General features: G+C 47.9%; 22 protein-coding genes. 15 read left to right on the forward strand and 7 right to left on the reverse strand.

Going from position 1 to position 22,216, the window contains the following annotated elements; translation table 11 throughout:
• Window positions 1-26: 26 nt before the first annotated feature.
• The 13 genes from rmuC (at window position 27) to MJO52_RS09420 (ending at window position 9,843) form a co-directional block, all read left to right on the forward strand.
• Window positions 27-1,442 carry a DNA recombination protein RmuC gene (rmuC, locus tag MJO52_RS09360; protein ID WP_252085670.1) on the forward strand — a complete coding sequence of 472 codons (1,416 nt, stop codon included), beginning with the start codon at window positions 27-29 and terminating at the stop codon, window positions 1,440-1,442.
• 6 nt (window positions 1,443-1,448) lie between these two features.
• Complete coding sequence (locus MJO52_RS09365) at window positions 1,449-2,378, forward strand: AEC family transporter (protein ID WP_252085671.1); 930 nt, start codon at window positions 1,449-1,451, stop codon at window positions 2,376-2,378.
• Window positions 2,378-2,842: a DUF2489 domain-containing protein gene (locus tag MJO52_RS09370; RefSeq protein WP_252085672.1), complete on the forward strand. Its 465-nt coding sequence runs from the start codon at window positions 2,378-2,380 to the stop codon at window positions 2,840-2,842. The genes MJO52_RS09365 and MJO52_RS09370 overlap by 1 nt, the downstream gene beginning before the upstream one ends.
• 1,324 nt (window positions 2,843-4,166) lie before the next feature.
• Entirely contained in the window at window positions 4,167-4,637 is a 471-nt protein-coding gene (locus tag MJO52_RS09375; protein ID WP_252085989.1) for a DUF2059 domain-containing protein, read from the forward strand.
• 97 nt (window positions 4,638-4,734) lie between these two features.
• Window positions 4,735-5,169 (forward strand): hypothetical protein, encoded by a 435-nt coding sequence (locus tag MJO52_RS09380; protein ID WP_252085673.1) that lies wholly within the window; start codon window positions 4,735-4,737, stop codon window positions 5,167-5,169.
• 278 nt (window positions 5,170-5,447) lie between these two features.
• Complete coding sequence (locus MJO52_RS09385; protein ID WP_252085674.1) at window positions 5,448-5,870, forward strand: hypothetical protein; 423 nt, start codon at window positions 5,448-5,450, stop codon at window positions 5,868-5,870.
• Window positions 5,871-5,960: 90 nt separating this feature from the next.
• Window positions 5,961-6,497, forward strand: coding sequence for a hypothetical protein (locus tag MJO52_RS09390; RefSeq protein WP_252085675.1), 537 nt, complete (start codon window positions 5,961-5,963; stop codon window positions 6,495-6,497).
• Window positions 6,498-6,680: 183 nt separating this feature from the next.
• A complete protein-coding gene (locus MJO52_RS09395; protein ID WP_252085676.1) occupies window positions 6,681-7,334 on the forward strand; it encodes a hypothetical protein in 654 nt (217 codons plus the stop codon).
• A 56-nt stretch (window positions 7,335-7,390) separates the two neighbouring features.
• Window positions 7,391-7,597, forward strand: coding sequence for a hypothetical protein (locus MJO52_RS09400; RefSeq protein ID WP_252085677.1), 207 nt, complete (start codon window positions 7,391-7,393; stop codon window positions 7,595-7,597).
• A 116-nt stretch (window positions 7,598-7,713) separates the two neighbouring features.
• Window positions 7,714-8,181 (forward strand): Cys-tRNA(Pro) deacylase, encoded by a 468-nt coding sequence (gene ybaK / locus MJO52_RS09405; protein WP_252085678.1) that lies wholly within the window; start codon window positions 7,714-7,716, stop codon window positions 8,179-8,181.
• A 168-nt stretch (window positions 8,182-8,349) separates the two neighbouring features.
• On the forward strand, window positions 8,350-8,811 hold the full coding sequence (locus MJO52_RS09410) for an N-acetyltransferase (protein WP_252085679.1): 462 nt from the start codon (window positions 8,350-8,352) through the stop codon (window positions 8,809-8,811).
• Window positions 8,812-8,948: 137 nt separating this feature from the next.
• Window positions 8,949-9,308, forward strand: coding sequence for a GNAT family N-acetyltransferase (locus MJO52_RS09415; protein ID WP_252085680.1), 360 nt, complete (start codon window positions 8,949-8,951; stop codon window positions 9,306-9,308).
• Between the two features lie 94 nt (window positions 9,309-9,402).
• Entirely contained in the window at window positions 9,403-9,843 is a 441-nt protein-coding gene (locus MJO52_RS09420) for a hypothetical protein (protein ID WP_252085681.1), read from the forward strand.
• 178 nt (window positions 9,844-10,021) lie between these two features.
• Here the strand turns inward: MJO52_RS09420 and MJO52_RS09425 are convergent, their stop codons facing one another.
• The gene (locus MJO52_RS09425) at window positions 10,022-10,654 is read right to left on the reverse strand and encodes a YrbL family protein (protein ID WP_252085682.1); all 633 of its coding nucleotides are present in this window, start codon (window positions 10,652-10,654) and stop codon (window positions 10,022-10,024) included.
• Window positions 10,655-11,663: 1,009 nt separating this feature from the next.
• On the opposite strand from MJO52_RS09425, the gene MJO52_RS09430 reads away from it, so the two are divergent.
• Entirely contained in the window at window positions 11,664-13,346 is a 1,683-nt protein-coding gene (locus MJO52_RS09430; RefSeq protein WP_252085683.1) for a DUF885 domain-containing protein, read from the forward strand.
• 84 nt (window positions 13,347-13,430) lie between these two features.
• Here MJO52_RS09430 and MJO52_RS09435 read toward each other — a convergent pair whose 3' ends face one another.
• The 6 genes from MJO52_RS09435 to MJO52_RS09460 all read right to left on the reverse strand — a co-directional run bounded on the left by MJO52_RS09435 (window position 13,431) and on the right by MJO52_RS09460 (window position 21,193).
• Window positions 13,431-14,594, reverse strand: a complete 1,164-nt coding sequence (locus tag MJO52_RS09435; RefSeq protein WP_252085684.1) for an acyl-CoA dehydrogenase family protein — start codon at window positions 14,592-14,594, stop codon at window positions 13,431-13,433.
• Window positions 14,595-14,605: 11 nt separating this feature from the next.
• On the reverse strand, window positions 14,606-16,630 hold the full coding sequence (locus tag MJO52_RS09440) for an acetyl/propionyl/methylcrotonyl-CoA carboxylase subunit alpha (RefSeq protein WP_252085685.1): 2,025 nt from the start codon (window positions 16,628-16,630) through the stop codon (window positions 14,606-14,608).
• Window positions 16,630-17,433, reverse strand: coding sequence for an enoyl-CoA hydratase/isomerase family protein (locus tag MJO52_RS09445; protein WP_252085686.1), 804 nt, complete (start codon window positions 17,431-17,433; stop codon window positions 16,630-16,632). The genes MJO52_RS09440 and MJO52_RS09445 overlap by 1 nt, the downstream gene beginning before the upstream one ends.
• A 9-nt stretch (window positions 17,434-17,442) precedes the next feature.
• Window positions 17,443-18,609, reverse strand: coding sequence for an acyl-CoA dehydrogenase family protein (locus MJO52_RS09450; protein ID WP_252085687.1), 1,167 nt, complete (start codon window positions 18,607-18,609; stop codon window positions 17,443-17,445).
• Window positions 18,610-18,692: 83 nt separating this feature from the next.
• The gene (locus MJO52_RS09455; RefSeq protein WP_252085688.1) at window positions 18,693-20,300 is read right to left on the reverse strand and encodes an acyl-CoA carboxylase subunit beta; all 1,608 of its coding nucleotides are present in this window, start codon (window positions 20,298-20,300) and stop codon (window positions 18,693-18,695) included.
• A complete protein-coding gene (locus tag MJO52_RS09460) occupies window positions 20,300-21,193 on the reverse strand; it encodes an SDR family oxidoreductase (RefSeq protein ID WP_252085689.1) in 894 nt (297 codons plus the stop codon). The genes MJO52_RS09455 and MJO52_RS09460 overlap by 1 nt, the downstream gene beginning before the upstream one ends.
• Window positions 21,194-21,408: 215 nt before the next feature.
• On the opposite strand from MJO52_RS09460, the gene MJO52_RS09465 reads away from it, so the two are divergent.
• A complete protein-coding gene (locus MJO52_RS09465; protein ID WP_252085690.1) occupies window positions 21,409-22,059 on the forward strand; it encodes a TetR/AcrR family transcriptional regulator in 651 nt (216 codons plus the stop codon).
• Window positions 22,060-22,216: the final 157 nt, after the last annotated feature.

Below are 22,216 nucleotides of genomic sequence, written 5' to 3' on the forward strand. Positions count from 1 at the left end.
TATTCCGGGTCTGGGAGTACCTCTATATGCCAGCGTTCCCGCTGCAATTAAACGCCGATCACGCGCTATTGGCGGCTATCGCCTTGTTTATTTTGCTGGGACTCGCCTTCTGGGTGGGCCGTTCTGCTGGGCGCAGACGAATCCTGCAAGCGCAAACAGCGCAGCAGGAGGCGGTAGCAGCTCAGAGAGAAACTTTAGCGGCGCAGCAAGTCATACAGGCACGCCTGGATACCAGCCGCGAGCGGGAAACTCAGCTGGGTGAAGAGGTGGATACGCTGCGCGGTGAGCTGGCGGCTAAGTTACAACAGCTTACCCGCAGCCAGGTGCTGGTAGAAAAAGGAGAGCAGGCCCTGGCAGAGCAGCGCAAGCTGATGGAGCAGATGCGCGTTGCTATGGGGGAGCAGTTCGAGAATCTGGCCAACCGGATTTTCGAGGAGAAGCAGCAGAGCTTCGTGCGCCGCAGTGAAGATAGCCTGCGCAAAAGCCTCGATCCACTGGAGCGCCAGCTGGGGGATTTCCGCAAGCGGGTAGAACATGTCTACGATCGCGAAAATGCCGAGCGCAACAGCCTGCTGGGGCAGATAAAAGCCCTGCGCGAGCAAACCCAACGGATCAGTGATGAGGCCCTGAACCTGACTTCGGCCTTGAAAGGAGACCGCAAGATTCAGGGTAACTGGGGGGAAGTGGTGCTTGAGCGCTTGCTGGAGGAATCCGGCTTGCAGAAGGGGCGCGAATATGAAACGCAAGTAACCCTCACCAGCGATGGCCGCAGGCGCCAGCCGGATGTGATTGTGCGCCTGCCGGAAAACAAAGACCTGATTATCGATTCCAAGGTCTCTTTGGTGGATTACGAGCGCTATAGCTCGGCGGAAACCGATGAGGAGCGCACTCAGGCCCTGAAACAGCATGTGAATTCCCTGCGCGCGCATATCACGGGCCTTAATAAGAAAGCCTACGAGCAACTGGAGGGTGTGCGCACCCTGGATTTTGTCTTTATTTTCGTGCCTATTGAGGCTGCGTATATGTTGGCCATGCAGGCGGACCCGGACCTGTTCCGTTTCGCGTATGAGAAGCAAATTGTCCTGGTAAGCCCCACCAGCCTGATGGCGACTCTGCGCACCGTCGAGAATATCTGGCGCTACGAGAAACAAAACAAGAATGCGGAAAAAATCGCCGACGAAGCCGGCAAGCTGCACGACCAGTTTGCTATGGTGCTGGAGTCACTGGATGCTTTGGGTGACCGCCTGCGCCAGGCCGATGACGCTTATCAACAGACTTACAAGCGACTGGCGACAGGCCGCGGTAATGCAGTGAAGCGTATCGACAGTCTGCGTAAGTTGGGTGCCAAGACCCGCAAACAAATTTCTGCTGACTTGCGCGATAAAGCCGAAGAGTCTGCACTCAAGGCACTTCCCCAGGCTGAACTGGCACTGGACGAATAAATAACGATGGAAAATCTGGCTTTTGCTTTGCTGGTTACCGGCCCGATCTTTTTAATGATCGTCGGTGGTTATCTGCTCACACGGCAGGGTATGCTGCATCAGCCATTTATTAATGATGCTACTGCATTGGTTTTCAATGTAATGCTGCCGGCGCTGCTTTTTAACAGTATTTATAGTTCCACCGTGCAGCCATCCAAAGAAATCCCCTTGATCACCGCAGCAGTTTTGGGGACTTTCGCCATATTGCCGTTCTCCTGGTTACTGGCTAGACCAATAGCAGTGAAAGATAGAAGCGCGTTTATCCAGGGCGCCTTCCGCGGCAACGTAGCTATTGTCGGTCTCGCTTGGGTGGAAAAAGCCTTTGGCACTGTTGGGGTTTCTCAGTCGGCCGTGCTGGTGGCAGCACTCACCATCCAATTCAATGTATTCGCGGTGATCCTGTTCGTTTTTTACGATAAGGACAAAAAGTTTGGCCTGGGTATGTTACTGGCTGAGCTGGGTAAGAATCCGCTCATCATCGCTGTAATTCTGGCCATTCTTTTTAGAGTGGTGAGTATTCAGTTGCCAGAAGTGGTGCTCGATACGATTCAAATTCTGGCCTCTGCCAGTCTGCCTATGGGGCTAATTTGTATAGGCGCCAGCATGAAGTTTGGCCAGCTGTTGCGCAGTTCCCCAACGGCCTTAATGTCTTCATTTCTGAAACTAGTGGCTGTGCCGGCGCTCACAGTAGCTATTGGTTGGGGTATGGGGCTGAGCCCACAGTATCTCGGCTACCTGCTGCTGATTACCGGCTCACCCTGTGCGATATCGGCATTTGTTATGGCCCACTCCATGGGTGGTAACAGCCAGCTGGCGGCCAATATTGTTGGTCTCAGCACTTTGCTTTCTGTTGTATCTGCCAGCATTGGGCTGGCTTTGCTTAAGGTGTATATCTAATGACGGAATTTCCCATCTGGTTGCTGGTTATTGCGGCTTTAATTATCTTCACCCTCGCCGTTATTGCCGGCTACTATCTGCGCAAGCTCTCCGCAGCGCAAAAAAAACAGGCCGAACAACTAGCTGAATTGGAGCAGGCCGCACAAGAGCAGCGCCAAAGAGTGAACGATAGCATTCAGATTATTGCGCGTTCACTACTGGATGATGGAGTAGGGCTTACTGAAGCTTCCATTCGCATCCGCGTACTTCTGGATGCGCTTCAGGTGGAAGATAGTGTGCGAGAAGAGTTTGTTGCTTTCTACACCATTGCAGAAAAAACCAGCCATATTCCAATTCTAAAAGAATGGAAAGCACTCCCGCGCAAAGAACAATTCCAGTATGAGTTGGAGATGGCGCAGGTGGAAGCGGACTATAAAGATTTCGCCCTAGATGCAGCTAAGCGTATTTTGGGTCGTACTTTTTGAACTCAAAAACTGACAAGTGATTCATTATTTAAAAGTACTCAGCGAGCAGAAATCTGCTCGTTGAGATTAGGCGAAGCCTTCCTCTTCAAGCTATTCTGAATTTCCTCTCGGACTAATTTTTTATTAAATCTCATATTTGTGAAAATATATCCCAATTAACTCACCTGCTATTAAATGTAAACGCCAGCTTAGATATGTTTCCTTGTTTTTATAAGTTGACATATAGCCTGCTTTTTAGCCTAATCCGCTCAAGGTATCTAAAGCCAAAACCAGCTTCGTCTGTTTGCCGCACTTGGGAGTGGGATAACTCATTGATTTTTAATGAAATTAGCAGTTTTATCTAAAGTAAAGAAAGCGAATATGTAAAGAGCCGGTGTTATCTGTCTGCCAGGTGACTCTATCGTCGATAGCTTTCATTTACTGAAGCTCTTATTTCTGCTTTTTAAGCAGATTAGAGATGTAGAGAAGGGTGTTATAAAAGCGCCTGCATAGAGTTAATTGCTAGCTGATATAAAGCGTATGGAAGTATTAATAGTCCTCTTTTTCTCCATTATTTTTCGAAAAGCAAACGGGAAGCATATATTTCGACCTAATATGAAAGGTGCAACTTATGTGGATAAGTGGGTTTCAGGTTGCTCATTAAGTATCTTTCGAGTGCTTGGCGGGGCTAGTAATTGCTTGTGGATTAAAATCACAGAGAGAGAAATAGAAATTGGCCCTCACTTTCCATTATCGCTATTTTTCTTTCCAGAGATTTGGGGGTGTGAGTGCCAGTTGAAGAAAATAGATCTTGTAAAAGTTGAGAAGTGTTCCGTGGGAGTTTTGCTCTTATATGAAAAAATGGTCAGAGAAAAGAGCTCAGACTATATCCTTCGGACCCAAAGAGATTCATTCGGACGGTTAATGACTAACAAGCCTAAGTAGAGCGCTGGATTTTCTATTGCATCCTTGACCTCACTGGGAGATCGCATTCGCTGGGTGCTACGTCATTGGTGGTTGGTTATGAATAGTACAAAAAAGGAAAGATAATATTCTAGAAGGAATTGCAGGGGTTTCCTGAAAAAATATTTTTTTGGTATTTAAAATTGTGGCTGGATATATTCAGGAGTTTTAAGATGTGCCCTTTGGCCAAAGAAATAATGTTAGTCAAATATGTGAATATTTTATGGGTGGCTTCTTAAGGCCCGAAGGCTCACTGTTTGAACTGGTGAGGTTTGTTAAGGTTGTGCCAGATAAGCATGAGGTATGAATTCAGTATCTTAACAGCTTGACTGATTGATGTGTTTAATTTTCAAGATGAAGTATAGAGGTTAAAGTGAAAAGTATGTTATTTTTGGTTGCGTTTATTTCTGTGGGGGTGTCTGCTCAGCAGCCTAAGGTTGATTTGGCTATGGAGTTGATGGCGATTATGGATTTTGATTCTCAAACGGATGTTATAGTTCAGAATCTAAGTGCTATGCAAATTCGTCAGTTGGAGCAGTTCGATATTCCTGAAAAAGCCAAGCCATTAATGAGGGAGTACATGGACGAAATCAATAATCTACTCTTCTCTACATTTCAGTCCGAGGAAGTAAAGAGGCAGTATGTAGATTTGCACGCAAGTGTATTCTCGGAAGAAGAGCTGAAAAGTATACTGGCATTCTATAAAAGTGATCACGGAAAGGCTTTCTCGAAAAATTTTCCAGAAATTGTGGCGGGCATAACAAAGATATCAGAGGGGCAGGTTCAATCTGTACTTCCGCAATTAGCTGCGATAGATCAAGAGTTTAAAGAAAAGCTGGAGGGGCTTGATTAAGAATTGAGGGGTGCTTGGGGGCTAAATTAATTTTCCATTATTTTATTGTGATGCGCTTCTGCCATGTGTAAAAGCTGAGATAAATGACGTGTTAACTATGAAGAAAGTTGAAGATTACACCATTCAAGAGTTGCAAGAAGCTATTGATGGAATAGATCAGGAAAAGTACCGAGAAAAATATAGTGAGCTTCAGTCTGAACTATCCAAGAAGAGGGGGGAGATTCAAGAGCTAAATGCTCAGATTGTGAAGTTGTCTGGATCCACCCCTTTGCAGGGGGCGATGGATGAAAGTCAAAACACATTTACTTTCAAACGTTGCTTTTTAGCATGCTGTTGCAGTATTGGGTTGTTATGGTTGCTTCTTGGCATTGTTGGGTTTTTTGGTCTTGGAGCAATCACTGTAAACGGTGAGCAGGCATACGGTATTAGTGCATTGGCTGCCGCAATGCTCGGTGGTGGCATGAGCTGCTTAATGATGGGTTTTATGATTTGGGTGGGTGAAAAAGTCCTTCGGATTTTCGAAAGTGCATGAGAAAATTGGGCGAGCGAAACGATAAATCGTTAAGTGTAAATAATGAAATCCAAGCTGGAAGTAAAAGATACGTTGTTTCTGTCTCGCATTTTTATAGTGAAAACCACTGACAAGCTATATAGAATTCGTTTTTATCTGTTTGGATAACTGTCTAAATTAACCCCTACACTGAACTTGAGGTTCTGGATATGTCAGTCTAAATATGAGTGTCACCATTTGTTAGTGGATGGTGAAAGATGTGCGCTGTTAGCATTTCGGATATTGCGGGGGGAAATGTAGTGAAAATAGAAGCAAGACAAATGTTTCAGTCAAATGGGTTGATTGATGATCTTGTCCTATATGCGAATTCAGAGGATTACTTACGGCTCGCTGATATTGTTGGAATAGCCATTAGTTCGAATAAGCCAATGCTCATGATGTCTGAGTCAGAAATATCAATCGAGATTATTTGTGATGAAACAAAAGAGGAGCTTTTTACGGCTCTTCAGAACAAGGCTAACGACTACTTCTCAATGGATGATTGGAATAGCCGAAACATTTTAAGAGTATACGGAAGTGGTGATATCCTAGCTGACTTTCAGCAGTTTCTGGTCAAACTATCTGGGCGAGGTCCCGGGTACAGTTATATCAGTGAATACTCAGAAGACTATAGTTACTCACGCTATTCACCTGAGTGGAGGCTTCATGTTGAATCCTGCTGATAAGTTAATAAATATCGTCACCCGATAGCCGCACTCTATGTTGTTAGTTCTTAGTTGTGGGCGCCTGAGGTTTTAAGTACAAATTAGATTATGAATGATATTTTACTTGGGGTGATTTTATTTGGACTTCTTGTCTTAGGTCTGGTTGGAATCATTTTTTTGATTCCATTGTGGGTAAAGGTGTCAACCGAGTCAGAACAAGATCCCAATCATCTTTACAGTATTTTTTGGGAGGAGGCTGGCTTTAAGGGAGAAAAAATTTCATCCGCTTCAGGGTGTCTTTTCCCCTTCATTGTTTTGGCTAATCCTAATTTCGATATTGAGGGGCTGATTTTATGTATTGTTGTTTCGGTAGTTTGCGGGCTATATCACTCTTCTGTTTATAGAGGTTATGCGATAATTACCGGCAAAATGAAAGTGGCTGGTGTGGCAGCTCTATGTATGCTTACTGCCGTTAGCTTTATGGTAAGGTATCAGGCGTTATCAAGCTTTTATATTATCTTCTGTGTCGCTTTAATTGGTGCTGCTTGGGGTAGTTATGCTGTCTACAGGCGCGCTTACCTAATTCGATTAGAAAGGGTGGTATGGAGAGTAAAAAACCAGACTAAGCCGCCTCTTGTAAGCTGAGCCCATATGAATTCTACTAATAGGCGAAGTGGTGCAACCTATATCTGGCTAAGAGGCCGCAGGAGTACAATATAGACGGCTAAAGCGACTGTCATTACATCTCTATTAGGCTGGGTGGTTATCATTTCTGATACAGAGGTCTATAAATGGTGATGTTTCACGTTTCATAAGGGGCTGCCCTATATGAGCATAAAACCGTCAAAGATTTTACTGATAAATATATTGATTACTGGCGCATTTTATGTGGCCGGTTTTGTCGCATTAGGCAGCTCGTATCCAACTATCGATTCTAGTGGTGAGCAAATAGTCCATTGGTTTTTAAATAATGGATCGAATGCTCGATTTTATGCTTGGACAGCCGCTTTCTTTTCTCTTGGCCTCGCTATCTTTGGTGGGCAGGTTTCAGCTCTGTTACCAAAGCCGAGTAGGTATATCTTTCTGGCAGGTGTACTAGGGTTTGCCATCACTGCCCAGGTACAGGCTTGGCTATGGGCAGGATTGGCACTGCATCCTGAAGGATTAGAGCCAGCAGTTGCTCGCACACTCTTTGACATATCTTCTTATTGGGGACCTTTGGTGAATGGGTCAACAACTGCGATGGCGGTAGCTTTTCTTGTTGTAGGATTTGATAAAAATGTTGAGATCCCGCGTTGGCTTACATGGCTCAGTATCATTTTCTTTGTAGAGCAGGCAATTGAGACGATTACTGTATTCGGTCACAAAGGCTTTATAGCCCCGGGGGGAACTATGAATGTCTATCTAGGAGGCCTTATAGGGTTTCTATGGATTGCAGGGGTTGTACGTTGGGCGATACCACGCATCAATCAGTCCTCTTAATATAAAATTAGTAATCGCAGTTTTATTTCGCTTATGTGCTGCACTAGGAATACCTGATGCGAATTTTCAGCATTGGGCTGTATGAAATTTTAGGTAATGTAAGGGCTGAATCTAAAAGATTAGGAAAGAAACTTAGCGGGGGTTCCTTTGGTATCTATGAAAACCTTCTCAGCCGTAAAAATTTTATCCCAAAACTAATTGATCAGGGTTCTTTAGATTTCTCCATTCGTTTGAGAGCTGCAATCTGTTATGGTGACAAATGAGTAAGGTATGACAAGGCATAAACAGTAATAGGTTGTACAGACCTTTGGTTTTCAATCAGAAAGTAATGCTACTTGCCTGTCGACCCAGTTACGGATATTAGAGGCTCAGGAGTAAAATGACACAAGCAATTTCTATGGCCAAGAAGGCTAAAGTCTCTCATAAAGTACATGAATACAAGCATGATTCATCGAGTGAATCATACGGATTGGAGGCTGCTGAAAAATTAGGGGTGCCCAAGTCTAGGGTCTTCAAAACACTAGTTGTTAGCCTGGAAAACAAAGAGCTGGCCGTTGGGATAATTCCTGTTTCATCAATGCTCAGTATGAAGCTCTTAGCAAAATCTGCTGGCGCTAAGAAAGCCACAATGGCTCCAAAATCAGATGTAGAAAGATCAACTGGTTATGTGTTAGGAGGTGTTAGCCCATTAGGTCAAAAAAGGCGACTTAAAACCATCATTGATTCTTCGGCTAGAAATAACGCTACGATTTATATTAGTGCGGGCCGCAGGGGGCTTGAAATAGAGCTGGCTCCTGATGACTTGGCAAGTCTTGTCAGCGGAGTTTTTTCTGAAATATGTCAGTAATTCGATATCTAATTGTATTGAGTGATTAAACTAGTAGGGGAGTGATTATGATCAAAATACAAACTTTCAAGAGCTAAACTTAGCAATTCCATACGCTTCAAACTACACAAGGGGTGTGCTGGTAATGGGGATTGATACACCATTGCGAACAATAAAGCTGAAAATACTATGAAAGCTATCGAATATCTAAAATTTAGCGAGGTTAATCCGCACAAATTTCTGCCTATATTAAATGGCTATAAGACAAGAAAACATTTGATTGAGCATGAGATATTTACACTTAAAACAGTAACAGAGTGGATGCATTCAAAAATAGAGGTAGATAAAGAGGCAGGTTGTAGAGTTAGAGCCATTATTGTTGATGATGAATTAGCTGGTTGGTGTGGAATTCAACAAGAATGTGGAAAATATGAGATCGCGATTGTCATTGATGACCAGTTTTGGGGAGTAGGTAGAGTAGTGTTCCAAGATTTAATGAGGTGGGCGCGGGAGCTTAATCATGATGAGGTATTGGTCAACTTTCATCATACTCGTCCTATTTATAAGTTCTTGGAAAAAATCTCTGAGGATATTTATGAATCTAAAATATATGGCAGTAAATTTACAACGTATAAAATTAAGTTGAAATGACGCTGAGCAAAATTCAATGTCGATAGGCACCAGAAAATTAAGTATTCAGGGTGATTAGAACGTTCATTGCTACAGACTTTCCAAGAATCTTGGAGATCTATACTCTCTCTAAGCTAGATGAGCTTAGATTTGAAACTGTGGAATTTGAGTTTCTGCCGTTGGGAAAAGATACGAAAAGGCTGTCTGCACTAAGGGAGTCAGATATTTACGTCTACGAAGATGAAACAATTCTTGGCTATGGCGCAATATTCCAGCAAGAAATTCGAGCTCTGTTTGTATGCCCGAGTGCCAGAGGGGAAGGGGTAGGGAAGTCGATACTTGAGTTTCTGCTAGCAAAGATCAGTGGCCAAGCTAAGTTGTTCGTTGCAAAATCTAATTGGCCAGCAATCAAGTTTTATCAAAAGGTTGGATTTGAAACAACCAAAGAGTTCATTGCTGAATACAATGGTACGCCGGTGCAGGCTATCGAAATGGTTTGTTCAAATAAGAAGTGTTAGCATCTCGATGTTTATTACTCAGACCCTACAGGGCTCCCAGAGGTTGCCCTAGCTTTACCTAGGTGCTGGGCTAGATCTATCTAAGGAATCAAATATGACAGGAAGACTTAATTATTTGGGATTGGCGGGAATACTTACTCTGATCGTTGCAGGTTTGCATGTTGGTTGTATTCTGTTTGGTGCGGAATGGTATCGATTTTTAGGTGCCGGAGAGGCAATGGCTCAAATGGCTGAAGCTGGAGATTCTTATCCTACAATAGTTACAGGGATTATTGTGAGTGTTTTGCTAGTTTGGTCTGCCTATGCTTTTTCCGGGGCTGGCCATATACTCAGAGTCCCATTATTACGCACAGGGTTGACACTTATATCTCTAGTGTTGCTTGCGAGGGCGCTCGGTTTTTACTTTATAATGCCGGCTTTTCCAGATAGCTCATTAACCTTTTGGCTTGTTAGTTCAGCATTGTGTTTTACTTTAGGTGTAACCTACTTGCTAGGCTTGTATCAGTCATGGGAGCGTTTATCCCGCGAGGCCTAACCAAGCTGTTAAGAATTGTCACTAAAAATACAACAGTAAGAACCTAAAGCATCGCTTAATTTGCATGATCCTTTTGCTCAAAATAGAAGTAGTTTCTAAAAGCTTTGCATTAATATCTGATGTGGCCAACATAACTTTGCTATCTCAAAGAAGAGGGTATATGGGGTTGGATGTATCTCTAAAAGAGTAACTCATACCCAGACTTTTTAAGTTCTTTGTTCACGAGTCTACGTAATTTGGCTGTGCACCTGCGGTTAGCTCTCTGGTTATATAAGCGGGATATCGTTCTTAGAGAAGGGAGTCTGCGGCTACCAATGCCGTCAATAACCACAAAATGACCATTAATCTCATCCCATACAATATTAACTGTCCGTAAGTCACGAACGACAATAAAGGTCTGCTCTAGCCATTTCAGTAGGTCAATAAGACCGTCGATATGCTTTTGGTTGAACTCCTTGCTGCTGATCAGTTTATGAAGAGTATCAGCCAGCTCTCCGGTATGTTTTTTAACGGCTCTTACAGTAATACCCAGTCCTAAGTTAGTATCCACGAATCCTTTAAATTCTTGTACAAAGTGCGTATCTTTCACTTTACCTTCACGTAAATAGATGTGCTCAGAAACCTCCTTTATGTATGGCCAATAGTAAGTAAGTCGGCGTAGCCGAGTGGAAATGGAAAACTTGTAATCCATTGTTCTTCTAAACTGATCACTGATTACTTTAATAAGGAGATCATCTGACTCCGGGTGAGGAAATACTAGTTTCTCATTTCCCTTTGCGATGGCTTGGTCTAACCTTAACTGCATATCCATAGTGCTTGCTCAAGAAAGCTAGTCTTTTTTATTTTGTATTCCACTTTGAGGCTTGGTAGCTGATCAAAGGGAATGACTGCTTAATTATAGTTAATATTTATTTTTTCTCTTGCGAAATGTTAGTTAAAAGAAAATGAGTTTAACTGCTGTGCTGATACTGGCTGTAAACTCTAGTGGACTTTATTTGTATAGGTACGGTGGTTTAGAAATTGGTAGTTAGGGAGTGAGTAGATGTATGTTTCTGAAGACTAAGAGAGTCTCTGAATAATTTCGTGATGCCGCTGGCTTTAAATCAAGACGTGGCTTTGCTGGAGTGTCTAGACCTTTCAAACAGTCGCAATGCTGAGTATGAATGGCTCTGCAAGCCCCGTAAGGGCTGGCCATGGAGGCCACTGATGCTGCGTGCACGAAAAATAATCGAAAATCTGATTTGAGAAAGTAATAGAGAGTGCTAAGCAAAACGTTTGAAGGAATATATTTTTATAAATTGAATAGAGGTTATATGTGTGCTAAGGGTGCTCTTTTGGGAAAGCTGCCGTCAATGGCTATGTGGGCATACCTATTGCCGGTGAGGAGCAGAAGTATTTTCTTTAGGTTTAATGAAATCAGATAATGCTCGATTTTTTAAAGATTAACTTATGCTCTTTATCATCCACTACGATGATTTTCTATCTTAAATTTGCAAACACGTGAAACAGTCTAACCGAAGCCTAATGATTATTTTCCCCCACTATTGACTCTATCAACTAAAAGAGTCATGCACTTTATCTTTGGGGTTTATCTATCAATACCCTCACTTCGCCGATACTTCGCATTTGAGGTGTTGAAACTCATTTTATTAAAGTGCCTACTGTAAAAGAGGAAAGTGAAGTTTTCTTTATAGAAATCTTTGTAGTTAGTGTTATGTTGCGGTCTTATAAGAATGATTAATGTAAAAAGAGCGGGTTTAGGTGCATTAGTAGTTTCATCGGTCCTTATGGGGTGCTCTGTTGCCGATAATAAGACTGGTGTGACTGATAAGAAAGCCATTGACGATTCGGTGTTACTCTATAGCTTAGCGGATCAGTATGCCGAAGTATATTTAGAAAATTTCCAACCATATGCTTACTTCTCAGATATGGAGCTGGACAGGCACAACCTTTTTTTAAGTAACTCCCCCGCGAACTCTGCCTCTCTAGCGGCCTCTGAGGACAAAATTCTCAGTAAATTGGCTGAAATAGATCTGAATGGGCTAAAAAGTGATCAAGAGAAAGTGTTCTACTTCAAGCTGAAAGAGCGATTGGAGTCGAATGTTGGTTTAAGGGTCTGTAAGACTGAACTCTGGTCTGTTGATCATATGTTCGGTCCCCATATTATACTTGGCTTTTTGACGGAGGTTCAGCCAGTTGAAACTGCCCAAGACAGGGCAGATGCGATTGAGCGCTGGCTTGACGCGGCTCGTTACTATGAGCAAGAAATAGCCAATCTTCGCCATGGCTTGGAGCAAGGTTACTCTGCACCTCAGAGTGTGGTTAAGCGAGTCATTCAGCAAGTTGATGGTTTGACCCAAGTACCCATTGATGAGCACCCCTTCTTGGGTTTAGCGAAGAAAGCTAAGGACCCGGAATTTGAGGCAGCATTTAAACAGGTGCTTTCAGATCACGTTATCCCCTCAATGGTGAATTATAAGAATTTTCTAGAATCCACCTATTTACCTGAAGCCAGAGCCGAGCTTGGCATCCATGCGATTCCTAATGGCCGTGAATGCTATATGGCTCAGTATCGTTCTTATACGACATTGCAGAGAACACCAGAAGAAGTTTTTGAGTTGGGTTTAAGTGCTGTCAACGCAAACAAGAGCGAAGTGGTTCGCTTAGGCAAGGAGTTCTATCAAGTAGATTCCTATTCTGAGGCAGTGGCAAGTGCCAGTGAGGATAAAACTCAGAAATTTAACAGCGCTGATGAAATGCATCAGTTTTTTGAGCGCTTGGTAGATAAGTCTAGAGATTTAACCGTAGACTTTTTCCATGAAATGCCTTTGATCGAAATGGAAGTAAAGGCCATCCCTGAACATGAGCAGGGTTCTGGTCGCAGTGCACACTATATTCCGGGCACTAAGGAGCGAAAGGCAAGATTTGGATATGACCCGACAACCTATCAGGATGAGTCATACGCTTCTGCAGAGAAGGTAACTATCCATGAAGGATACCCGGGCCATCATATGCAAATTGCTCTCGTTCAAGAGCAGGAAAAGTTTCATAAAATAGAAGATGCCTTGTCTAACTCTGCTTTTGCTGAAGGTTGGGGCAGGTACTCTGAACATCTAGCGGAAGAAGCTGGGATGTATCAGTACGGGTCCACCAAAATCCTTAGGCGTGCTTGGCCTGCCCGAGGTATGGTAGCGGATAGCGCAATGCATGTACTCGGTTGGAGTGATGAAAAAGTTGCGGAGTTTTTGCAGGATTCTGGCGCTTCATTTGCGAAAGGCCCGAGGACTCTAATGGACCGAATGGCAGTAATGCCCGCCCAGCTTACCTCTTATGATTCTGGTGCCCTCGAGATTTTCGCCTTGCGAGAACTGATGCAGAATGAACTGGGTGAGGACTTCGATATTAAGGACTTCCATGAGATTATTCTGAGAAATGGCAATGTCCCTATGGCCGTACTGAGTGAACAGGTAAGGGACTTTATCGAAAAAAAGAAGAAAGGTTAATTTAGGATCTTTACTAACTCAGTCCCACACCCATGCGGGACTGAGTTATAAATAGGCTTAGCAAGAGGCTTTTATCCTGCTCCTCTAAATTCCCATCTGCCTGGAAGCCAGATCCCGCATTATTTCTTCAGATCCGCCACCAATCGCATTCACCCGCACTTCACGATAGATACGCTCAATCCGACTGCCACGCATATAGCCTGCGCCACCTAACACCTGCATCGCTTCCCGGGCGCAGAATTCAAGGGTTTCTGTGGCTTGGACTTTGAGTAGAGCGATATCGGCTACCTTGAGCTGATGTTGTTGCTCTGCCCAGGCACAAAGGTCGAGATAGGCTTGGGTGGCATTGATGCGTTGAAGCATCTGGGCAAACTTGTGCCGAATCACCTGATGATTGGCGAGGCGCTTTCCGAAAGTTTGGCGCTCTTGGGCCCACTCAATGGCGTCCTGCAAACAGACCCGGCTGAATTCTACACAGGAAGCGGCAATGCCCAGGCGTTCGCGATTGAAGTTGTGCACTATGGGTAAGAAACCTTGGTTCTCACCGCCAATTAGATTGCTCGCGGGCACGCGCACCTGATCAAAAAAGATACTGGCCGTATCAGAGCACCACCAGCCCTGCTTTTTATCGAGCAGCTGCCGGCTAACCCCTTTGGTATCCGCAGGGATTAAGAGCAGGGAGATACCGCCGAAGCCTTCTTCACCAGTGCGCACGGCAGCAGTAAACCAGTTAGCGCGCATGCCGCCGGTGATATAGGTCTTTTCGCCGGTAACGATATAGTCATCCCCATCACGCTCTGCGCGGCACTGGAGATTGGCTACATCGGAGCCTGCGCCTGGTTCGGTAATTGCCAGGGAAATATGCTTATCACCACGTAATACCGAGGGGATAACCTGATCTTTTAGGGCCTCGCTGCCATAGTGCAGTAATGGGGGCAGGGCAATGCCGTGGACCATTAGGCTGGCGTAGAGTCCACCGGCGCCGGGGCGGGCTAACTCCTCTGCGGCAACAATCATATGGAAGACATCGGTTTCGATGCCGCCGTAGTTTTCCGGATAACTCATCTGCAGAAGGCCAACTTCTGCCGCTTTTTTCCAAAGCTCGGCGGGCAGTTGGCCGTCTTCGTCCCATTGAGTGATATAGGGAGTAATCTCACGGTCGACAAAGCGGCGCAACTGGGTGCGCCATTCCTGATGACCTTCGTCATAAAAGGGGCTTGCCATACGGGAGGCATCAATATCGTACATGCTGATCTCCTTTAGGAAGTGGCGTCGCTGGGGATTTTGGCGGTTTCAGTTGGTGTGTCTTCGATCTGCACCAGCAGCTGGCCACCGCGCACCTGGTCTCCTTCACAGGCGCCCAGTTTAATTACGGTACCGTCGCGGTCTGCGCGCAGGGCGTGCTCCATTTTCATGGCTTCCATTAAGGCGATGGTGTCTCCCCGCTGAACGCTTTGATTGGGCTCAACCAATACCTGCACCAGGCAACCGTCCATAGGAGCCGTGATGCGGCCACTGCCTTCGTTAAAGCTCGATTTGGCCGGGGCGTGGGTGATATCGACAAAATGGAATTGCCTACCGTCTAACAGGAGATGCAGATTGCTTTGGTTGGCTTGGAACAATCTCTTTTGGCTAACGCCATCCAGCAGGAGTTCAGCACTGTAAAGTCCACTTTCTTTTTGTGATTTCTTAAAATGGACCCACTGAATCAGGAACTGCTGTTCGCCTACTGAGATTTGGTAAGAATGATCTACTAACACCAGCAGCTCACAGTTTAGAGTTTGTCCTGAAATTTCCAGTCGGTAGTTGGTCGGCACGCTGTTGTCGCCACTGCGCCAGTCACTGCGGCCGCTGCGCCGATCCTGAGGGTTGGCTTGGTGCAAGTGATTCAGTAATGCGGCTTGGGCTGCAACTACTGCTGGAACCGATTCTACGGATGTCAGCGTGCTGTTTTGGTCGAGAAAACTGGTATCGGCATCGCCAGCGATAAACTGTGATTCGGCCAGGATCTTCTGCAGGAAATGGATATTGTTTTTAGGGCCGATAAATTCCAGCTGGCTTAGGGATTGGGTTAGCTTGCGCCGAGCTTCTTCTCGATCCTGCCCCCAGGCAATTAATTTGCCGAGCATAGGGTCGTAAAATGGCGTAATTTCGCAGCCACTTTTCAAGGCGTGGTCGATACGGATTCCTTGCCCCTTTGGCGCCTTCCAGTGGAGCACTTTTCCGGCCTGGGGTAGGAATTGTTGTTCCGGGTCTTCGGCATACAGGCGGACTTCAATGGCGTGCCCCTGCTGGGTGACTTGCTGCTGGGAAACGCATAGAGCTTCGCCGCGTGCTACTGCCAGTTGCCAGGCTACCAGGTCAAAACCGGTTACCATTTCTGTTACCGCGTGCTCTACTTGCAACCGGGTGTTCATTTCCAGGAAATAGAATTCGCCGTTGGGGCAGAGTAGAAACTCTACGGTGCCCGCGCCTAGATAACCGCAGGCTCGCGCGGCATCGACTGCGGCTTGCCCCATTCTTTCCCGCAGCTGGGTGTCGACCGCTGGGGAAGGGCACTCTTCGACCACTTTTTGATGGCGTCGTTGTACGGAGCAATCTCGCTCCCCCAGGTGAATACAGTTGCCATGACGATCCGCAAATACCTGGATTTCGATATGGCGAGCGTTGACCAGTGCCTTTTCCAGAATTAACTCGTCGCTGCCGAATGCACTCATGGATTCACTGCGGGCAGCGCGCAGCTGGGAGGCCAGTTCGCTGTCTCCGTGAGCCAGGCGCATGCCGCGCCCACCACCACCTGCGGCGGCTTTTATCATTAACGGGAAGCCAATGCGCCGCGCCTCGGCGATCAGGGTATCGTCGTCCTGGGCACCCTGAAAGCCGGGAATACAGGGTACGCCGGCAGCGGCAACAAACTCCTTGGCTTTGCGTTTGTTGCCCATTAGTTCTATGACTTCGGCACTCGGGCCAACAAAACTCAGTCCATTCTCTTCGCAAGCGCTGGCAAATTCCGCATTCTCAGCGAGAAAGCCGTAGCCGGGGTGGACGGCAGTGGCTCCGGATTTTTTAGCTGCGGCGAGAATTTTTTGGATATCCAGATAGGACTCCGCCGAAGTCTGCCCGCCAATGGGTACGGCGATATCGGCAGTCTGTGCGTGAAGTGCATAGCAGTCCGCATCGCTGTAGACGGCGACTGTGCGATAGCCTTCCGCTCGGGCAGTACGCATAATTCGCAGTGCGATCTCGCCGCGGTTGGCGATTAACAGGGTCTCTGTTGTCGACATCAGTGCTGCCACTCCGGTGATCGTTTTTCCAGAAATGCACGGGCGCCTTCGCGCCCTTCATGGCCTTGAATTGCGCGGGAAAACTGCTGTGCGGCGCCGTCGAGTAGTTGGCCGAGTGCAGTTTCATCGCTTACCCGCGCTGCATCCAGCAAGATCTGCTTGGTCGTTGCCAGGGCGCCGGGTGCGCAGGCATTGATTGCGCCCAGGTGTTCCTGCAGCGCGCCTTCGAGGGCTTCGGAATTATCGAGTAACTCATGGATTAACCCAATTTCCAAGGCCTGCTGTGCGTTGACTTTTGCTCCGCTGAGGGCCAGGCGTCGGGCCTGAGAGAGGCCGACCCGTGCTACGACAAAGGGAGCAATTTGTGCAGGCGGTAAACCCAGGCGGGTTTCCGGCAGGGCAAAGCGGCAGCTGCGATCGGCGATGGCAATATCGGCACTGCAAGCGAGCCCGAAACCACCGCCCATTACGGCACCTTCCAATACGGCAATGACTATTAAAGAGGTGCGATTAAACCGTTCCATCAATTCACCGAAACGACGGTTTAGGTGAAAAAATACATCACTATTTCCATCGCTCGCGCCCTGCTGCGCATTGAGCATATCGGCAATATCCCCACCGGCGCAGAAATTGTGTTCTGCGCCCCGCAGCACCAGTGCTCGCACCTGCGGGTCTTCTTCCGCTTCTGCGAGCTTTTGCAGCAGCTCATCTACCATTTGCAAACTGATGGCGTTGCGCTGTTGTGGCCGGTTTAGCGTGAGGTGGCAGGCGATGCCAATGGTTTCATCAATGATTGTCTGCATAGCCTGACCTTATGCGTTGGGTTTACGCTTGCCGGGCAGTATGCCCATCAGCTTACAGATAATGCCGAGCATTACTTCATCTGCGCCGCCGCCGATAGCGGTGAGGCGGCTATCCCGGTAAGCGCGGTTGATAACGGTTTCCTCGATATAGCCCATGCCACCCCAGAACTGCAGGCACTGATCGGGGATAGAGCGGGACAGGCGGCCAGCCTTGAGCTTGGCCATAGAGGCGAGGGTAGTGACATCTTCACCAGCTACATAAGCTTCCACCGCACGCCAGGTTAATGAGCGCAGGCACTCCACTTCGGTCTGCATTTCCGCGAGGGCAAAGTGAATGGTTTGATTGTCGATCAATGGTGCTTTAAAGGCCTGACGTTCGCGCACATAGTCGATGGTGCTGCTCACGCAGTTTTCCAGGCCTTTTAAATTGAGTGCGGCGCCGGCGAGGCGCTCCTCCTGGAATTGCAGCATTTGCAACAGGAAACCGGCACCTTCATCGCCGATACGGAAATGTTTGGGTACCCGCACATTGTCAAAAAATATAGGGGCGGTTTCTGATGAGCGCATGCCCAGTTTGTCGAGCTTTTCGCCGATGCGTACCCCTGGCGTTTTTGCCGGAATAATGATCAGGGATTTGTTGCTGTGGGCTTTGCCCTCACTGGTATTGACCAGGGTGCAGAAAAAGTCTGCGCAGGGGGCGTTGGTGATCCACATCTTGCTGCCGTTGATCACATAGTCGTCGCCATCGCTTTTGGCGGTGGTTTTAATTGAGGCAACATCGGAACCGGCGCCGGGTTCGGATACAGCGATTGCGCCGATCATCTCTCCGTTCACGGCGGGAATCAGGAACTGCTCTTTGAGGTCCTGGCTGCCGAAGTTGGCCAGGGCAGGGGTACACATGGAAGTCTGTACCGAAATCGACAGAGGCACGCCGCCACAGTGGGCACCGCCCAGCTCCTCCAGGAAAACGGTTTCATAACTGAAGTCGAGACCCAGGCCACCGAAGTCTGTGGACTTGCTGATGCCTAGCAGGCCCAGACCGGCCAGTTGTTGGAAAATTTCGCGGATGGGAAAGCGGCCGGCCTTTTCCCATTCGGCCACGTTGGGATTGATTTCCTGCTGTACAAAGTTTTGTACGGTGCGCTGCAGTTCCCGGTGTTGATCGCTAAATATCATTATTATTTTCCCTGCCTTGAAGTGTGAACCCGGTGATGGTGTGAATGGGCAACTGCACTTCCTTGTTGCCCAGGTTTTTCGAATTAAAACCTAGCTACGCCAAAGGTATTTTTGTTGAGTTTGCTCTGCTCTGCTTCATTGCAAACTTCTAACAACATACCTAAAAGTTTGCGCGTATCGCGGGGATCGATAATGCCGTCATCCCAGAGACGCGCACTGCAGGCGAGAGCATTGGAATTGCCCTGCATAAATGCGCTGGTATCGTTTTCCAATTTGTCTAATACCGCCTCATCCACATTGCCGCTGCGTTGCATTTTTTGCTCGGTGACGATGCGCATCACCTTACCGGCCTGGGCTGCGCCCATCACTGCGGTGCGGGAATTGGGCCAGGCAAAAATAAAGCGGGGATCGAATCCGCGACCGCACATGGCGTAGTTGCCGGCCCCATAGGAACCGCCCACGACAATACTGAGTTTTGGCACGCTGGCATTGGCCACGGCCTGAATCATTTTGGCGCCGTGCTTGATGATGCCGTTGCGCTCCACCTCGGTACCCACCATAAACCCGGTGGTGTTATGTAAAAACAGCAGTGGCGTGCCACTCTGTTCGCACAACTGAATAAACTGCGCGGCCTTGTTGGCGCCCTTGGGGGTGATCGGGCCGTTATTCCCAATAATTCCCACAGGGAAGCCTTCGATACGAATATGGCCGCACACGGTTTGTCGATCGAATTCCGGCTTGAAATCCAGCATGGCGGAGCCGTCGGCGATACGAGCCAGTATTTCGCGCACGTCGTAGGGCTTTTTGCTGTCTGCTGGAATCAGGCCGAGCAGGTCGTCGATAGGGTGCAGTGGGTCTCGGTAATCTTTTTGTACTGAGCTTTTAATGGGTGAGGGTAGGGCGGCAACAATCTCTCTTGCTATGCGAATACCATCGGCGTCGTTCTCTGCTAAGTAATCGCCACTGCCGGATTCGGTACAATGCATTTCCGCTCCGCCGAGGCTTTCCGCATCGGCAATTTCACCGGTGGCAGCTTTCAGCAGCGGCGGCCCAGCCAGGTACATACCGGTTTGCCCGCGCACCATGACGACATAATCTGACAGGCCGGGCTGGTAGGCGCCGCCAGCAGTAGCGCCGCCGTGTACCACAGTAACTTGCGGAATACCGGCGGCGGACATTCGCGCCTGGTTGGCAAAACCCCGCCCACCGGGAGCAAAAGTGTCGCTGGCGTACATCAGGTTGGCGCCACCACTTTGCGCCAGGGCGACTACCGGCAAATGATTTTCCAGAGCGATCCGCTGCATTCGCAGGGCTTTATCCATACCGGCTGGTGAGATGGTGCCGCCTTTTACGGCATAGTTATCAACCCGCACCATACAGCGTCGACCACTGATTTGACCGATGCCGCAAATGGCACCGCCACCTGCACCGGTACCATCCTGGTCGTCAAACAATTTATAGCCGGCGAGGGAGCACAGTTCGACAAAAGGGGCGCCGGGGTCGAGGAGCAAATTGAGGCGCTCCCGTGGCAGCAGCCAGCCCCGTTCACGATAGCGGGTCGCCTTACTATTTTCCGCTTGAACCGGGCGTTGCTCAGCTTCACGAAACTGGTTGATCTGCTCCAGCATGGCAGCCTGGTTATCATTGAATTCTGCCGAGCGGTTGTCGAGCTGGGAATCAATCGGCTGCATTAGAGCTTACCCTCCGCTTCCAACTCTTCCACTACCTGCGGCCGGCGTTTGCGATGAAATCCGTTAAAGCGTTTAGAGTTGTTCGCGGCTTGTGGCTGCCAAAGAGGAGAGTGGTGCTTGAGGCTGGAGCCACCGTCGATACGCAGGGTTTGCCCGGTAATATAGTTGGCCGCATCGGAAAGTAGGAAGCACACGGCCCCGCTAACTTCCGCTTCCTCTCCCAATCGGTAGAGGGGAATGCTGTCGCGGAAGCCCGGTAGTAGCTCGCGCAGGAATTTGGGGTCGTAAGTATCAAAGCCGCTGGAAAGAATATAGCCTGGCGCCACGGCGTTAACTCGAACGCCAAAAGGCGCCCACTCCAATGCAGCGGTTTCGGTAATATTTTCCATGCCTGCGCGAGCGGCACCGGAGTGGCCCATCATTGGCATGCCGCCGGCGTTATCTGCGGTGATATTTACGATACTGCCGCCATGTTGTTTCATCGACTGCACAAAAACTTCGCGGGACATTAAGAATCCACCGAGTAGGTTGCTGCGTACAACAGCATCGAACCCTTTTGTGTTGATCTGCTCAAGGGGGGAGGGGAACTGGCCACCGGCATTGTTCACCAATCCATGAATTTGGCCTCGCGCTTGGACAATTTGCCCAACCGTTTCCTGAACACCCTCTTCATCGCGAATATCCAGGCTGAACAAACTGCACTCGCCACCATCGTTATTGATTTCACCGGCAACCCTTTCCAGCTTGTCCAATTTACGCCCAATCAATACAACATGGGCGCCGAGGCTGGCCAGTTCGTGGGCGATACAACGGCCAATACCACTGCCGCCACCGGTGACGATATAGGTTTGCTCGCTAAAGCTGCCTGAGCGCAGCTGGCTTTGATAGCGCATGAAAGTTTCCTTTTCTTGGGCCTTTAAGGCCTATTCAGTTTTTATTGTTCTTGTTGGCGCTTGCGCCTGCGTGTGGGAAAACGCAGAATAGCTTAACGCTACCAAGCAAGCGCTTGGTATTCAAGGGTTGGCGCCTTTTTGATTGTGTGATTGTTAGGTTGCCGATTAGTCTGCAAAACAAAGCAAAAAAGAAAGCAAAGAATTGGGAGTGTTTCGTGCAAGAGGGCGCACAAGTGGTGGTAGAGGTGCAAGGTGCTATGTCGCCACAGCAACTTATTGGAACCCTGGTAAAGGCAGGAGAGCTTACAGACCCGGCCTCCCCGCGGGGGCGTTTGCTCAATGCTGCCGCGCGCCTGTTTGAGCAAAAGGGCTTTTCACGTACTACTGTGCGAGACCTGGCGGCGGAAGTGGGCATTCTGTCTGGCAGTATTTTTCATCACTTCTCCAGCAAAGAGCAGATTCTCTGCGAGGTGATGAAGGAGGTAACTATTTTCGCCAGTGCTCGTATGCGTAGTGCGGTGGAGCAGGCCGCGTCACCTCAGGAAAGACTGCGGGCCTGTATTCAGTCTGAGCTTGAGGCGATTCACGAGCGGGCGGTGCCGGGCTTTTCCATCTTGGTAATGGAGTGGCGTAGTCTGTCAGATAAAAGCCAGAAAGAGGTGTTGTTGCTGCGCGATGAGTACGAGCAAATATGGCTGGATGCGATTAATTCCGCCCGTTGTCCAGGTGGGGATGCCACAGTGGTGCGCCGACTTATGGTTGGTGCATTGAGCCATACCTACAGCTGGTTTAAAGCTAGGGAAAATGGATTGACCATTCCCGAGCTCGCCGATCGGGCCTATCAAATCTTCGCGCCCAAATCCTAAGCGTTAACAATACGAGTTACTGGCAAGGTGCCGTTAAAACTGTGCACTTTGCCACCTTTCCTGCCAATTTCTCTCTTTTGAAGAATTTCCTGAGAACTGGTGCGCACCTGTTTTTCTCCGAATCTTTTACCCTGCGCGCAAGATGATAAGAATGTGA

Source organism: Microbulbifer variabilis, assembly GCF_023716485.1.
GTDB lineage: Bacteria > Pseudomonadota > Gammaproteobacteria > Pseudomonadales > Cellvibrionaceae > Microbulbifer > Microbulbifer variabilis_B.

Excerpts from the sequence above, each read along its gene's own strand:
- rmuC (WP_252085670.1), top strand. The coding sequence starts at position 27 with ATGCCAGCGTTCCCGCTGCAATTAAACGCCGATCACGCGCTATTGGCG.
- MJO52_RS09365 (WP_252085671.1), top strand. The coding sequence starts at position 1,449 with ATGGAAAATCTGGCTTTTGCTTTGCTGGTTACCGGCCCGATCTTTTTA.
- MJO52_RS09370 (WP_252085672.1), top strand. The coding sequence starts at position 2,378 with ATGACGGAATTTCCCATCTGGTTGCTGGTTATTGCGGCTTTAATTATC.
- MJO52_RS09375 (WP_252085989.1), top strand. The coding sequence starts at position 4,167 with ATGTTATTTTTGGTTGCGTTTATTTCTGTGGGGGTGTCTGCTCAGCAG.
- MJO52_RS09380 (WP_252085673.1), top strand. The coding sequence starts at position 4,735 with ATGAAGAAAGTTGAAGATTACACCATTCAAGAGTTGCAAGAAGCTATT.
- MJO52_RS09390 (WP_252085675.1), top strand. The coding sequence starts at position 5,961 with ATGAATGATATTTTACTTGGGGTGATTTTATTTGGACTTCTTGTCTTA.
- MJO52_RS09395 (WP_252085676.1), top strand. The coding sequence starts at position 6,681 with ATGAGCATAAAACCGTCAAAGATTTTACTGATAAATATATTGATTACT.
- MJO52_RS09400 (WP_252085677.1), top strand. The coding sequence starts at position 7,391 with ATGCGAATTTTCAGCATTGGGCTGTATGAAATTTTAGGTAATGTAAGG.
- ybaK (WP_252085678.1), top strand. The coding sequence starts at position 7,714 with ATGACACAAGCAATTTCTATGGCCAAGAAGGCTAAAGTCTCTCATAAA.
- MJO52_RS09410 (WP_252085679.1), top strand. The coding sequence starts at position 8,350 with ATGAAAGCTATCGAATATCTAAAATTTAGCGAGGTTAATCCGCACAAA.
- MJO52_RS09420 (WP_252085681.1), top strand. The coding sequence starts at position 9,403 with ATGACAGGAAGACTTAATTATTTGGGATTGGCGGGAATACTTACTCTG.
- MJO52_RS09425 (WP_252085682.1), bottom strand. The coding sequence starts at position 10,654 with ATGGATATGCAGTTAAGGTTAGACCAAGCCATCGCAAAGGGAAATGAG.
- MJO52_RS09435 (WP_252085684.1), bottom strand. The coding sequence starts at position 14,594 with ATGTACGATATTGATGCCTCCCGTATGGCAAGCCCCTTTTATGACGAA.
- MJO52_RS09440 (WP_252085685.1), bottom strand. The coding sequence starts at position 16,630 with ATGTCGACAACAGAGACCCTGTTAATCGCCAACCGCGGCGAGATCGCA.
- MJO52_RS09445 (WP_252085686.1), bottom strand. The coding sequence starts at position 17,433 with ATGCAGACAATCATTGATGAAACCATTGGCATCGCCTGCCACCTCACG.
- MJO52_RS09450 (WP_252085687.1), bottom strand. The coding sequence starts at position 18,609 with ATGATATTTAGCGATCAACACCGGGAACTGCAGCGCACCGTACAAAAC.
- MJO52_RS09455 (WP_252085688.1), bottom strand. The coding sequence starts at position 20,300 with ATGCAGCCGATTGATTCCCAGCTCGACAACCGCTCGGCAGAATTCAAT.
- MJO52_RS09460 (WP_252085689.1), bottom strand. The coding sequence starts at position 21,193 with ATGCGCTATCAAAGCCAGCTGCGCTCAGGCAGCTTTAGCGAGCAAACC.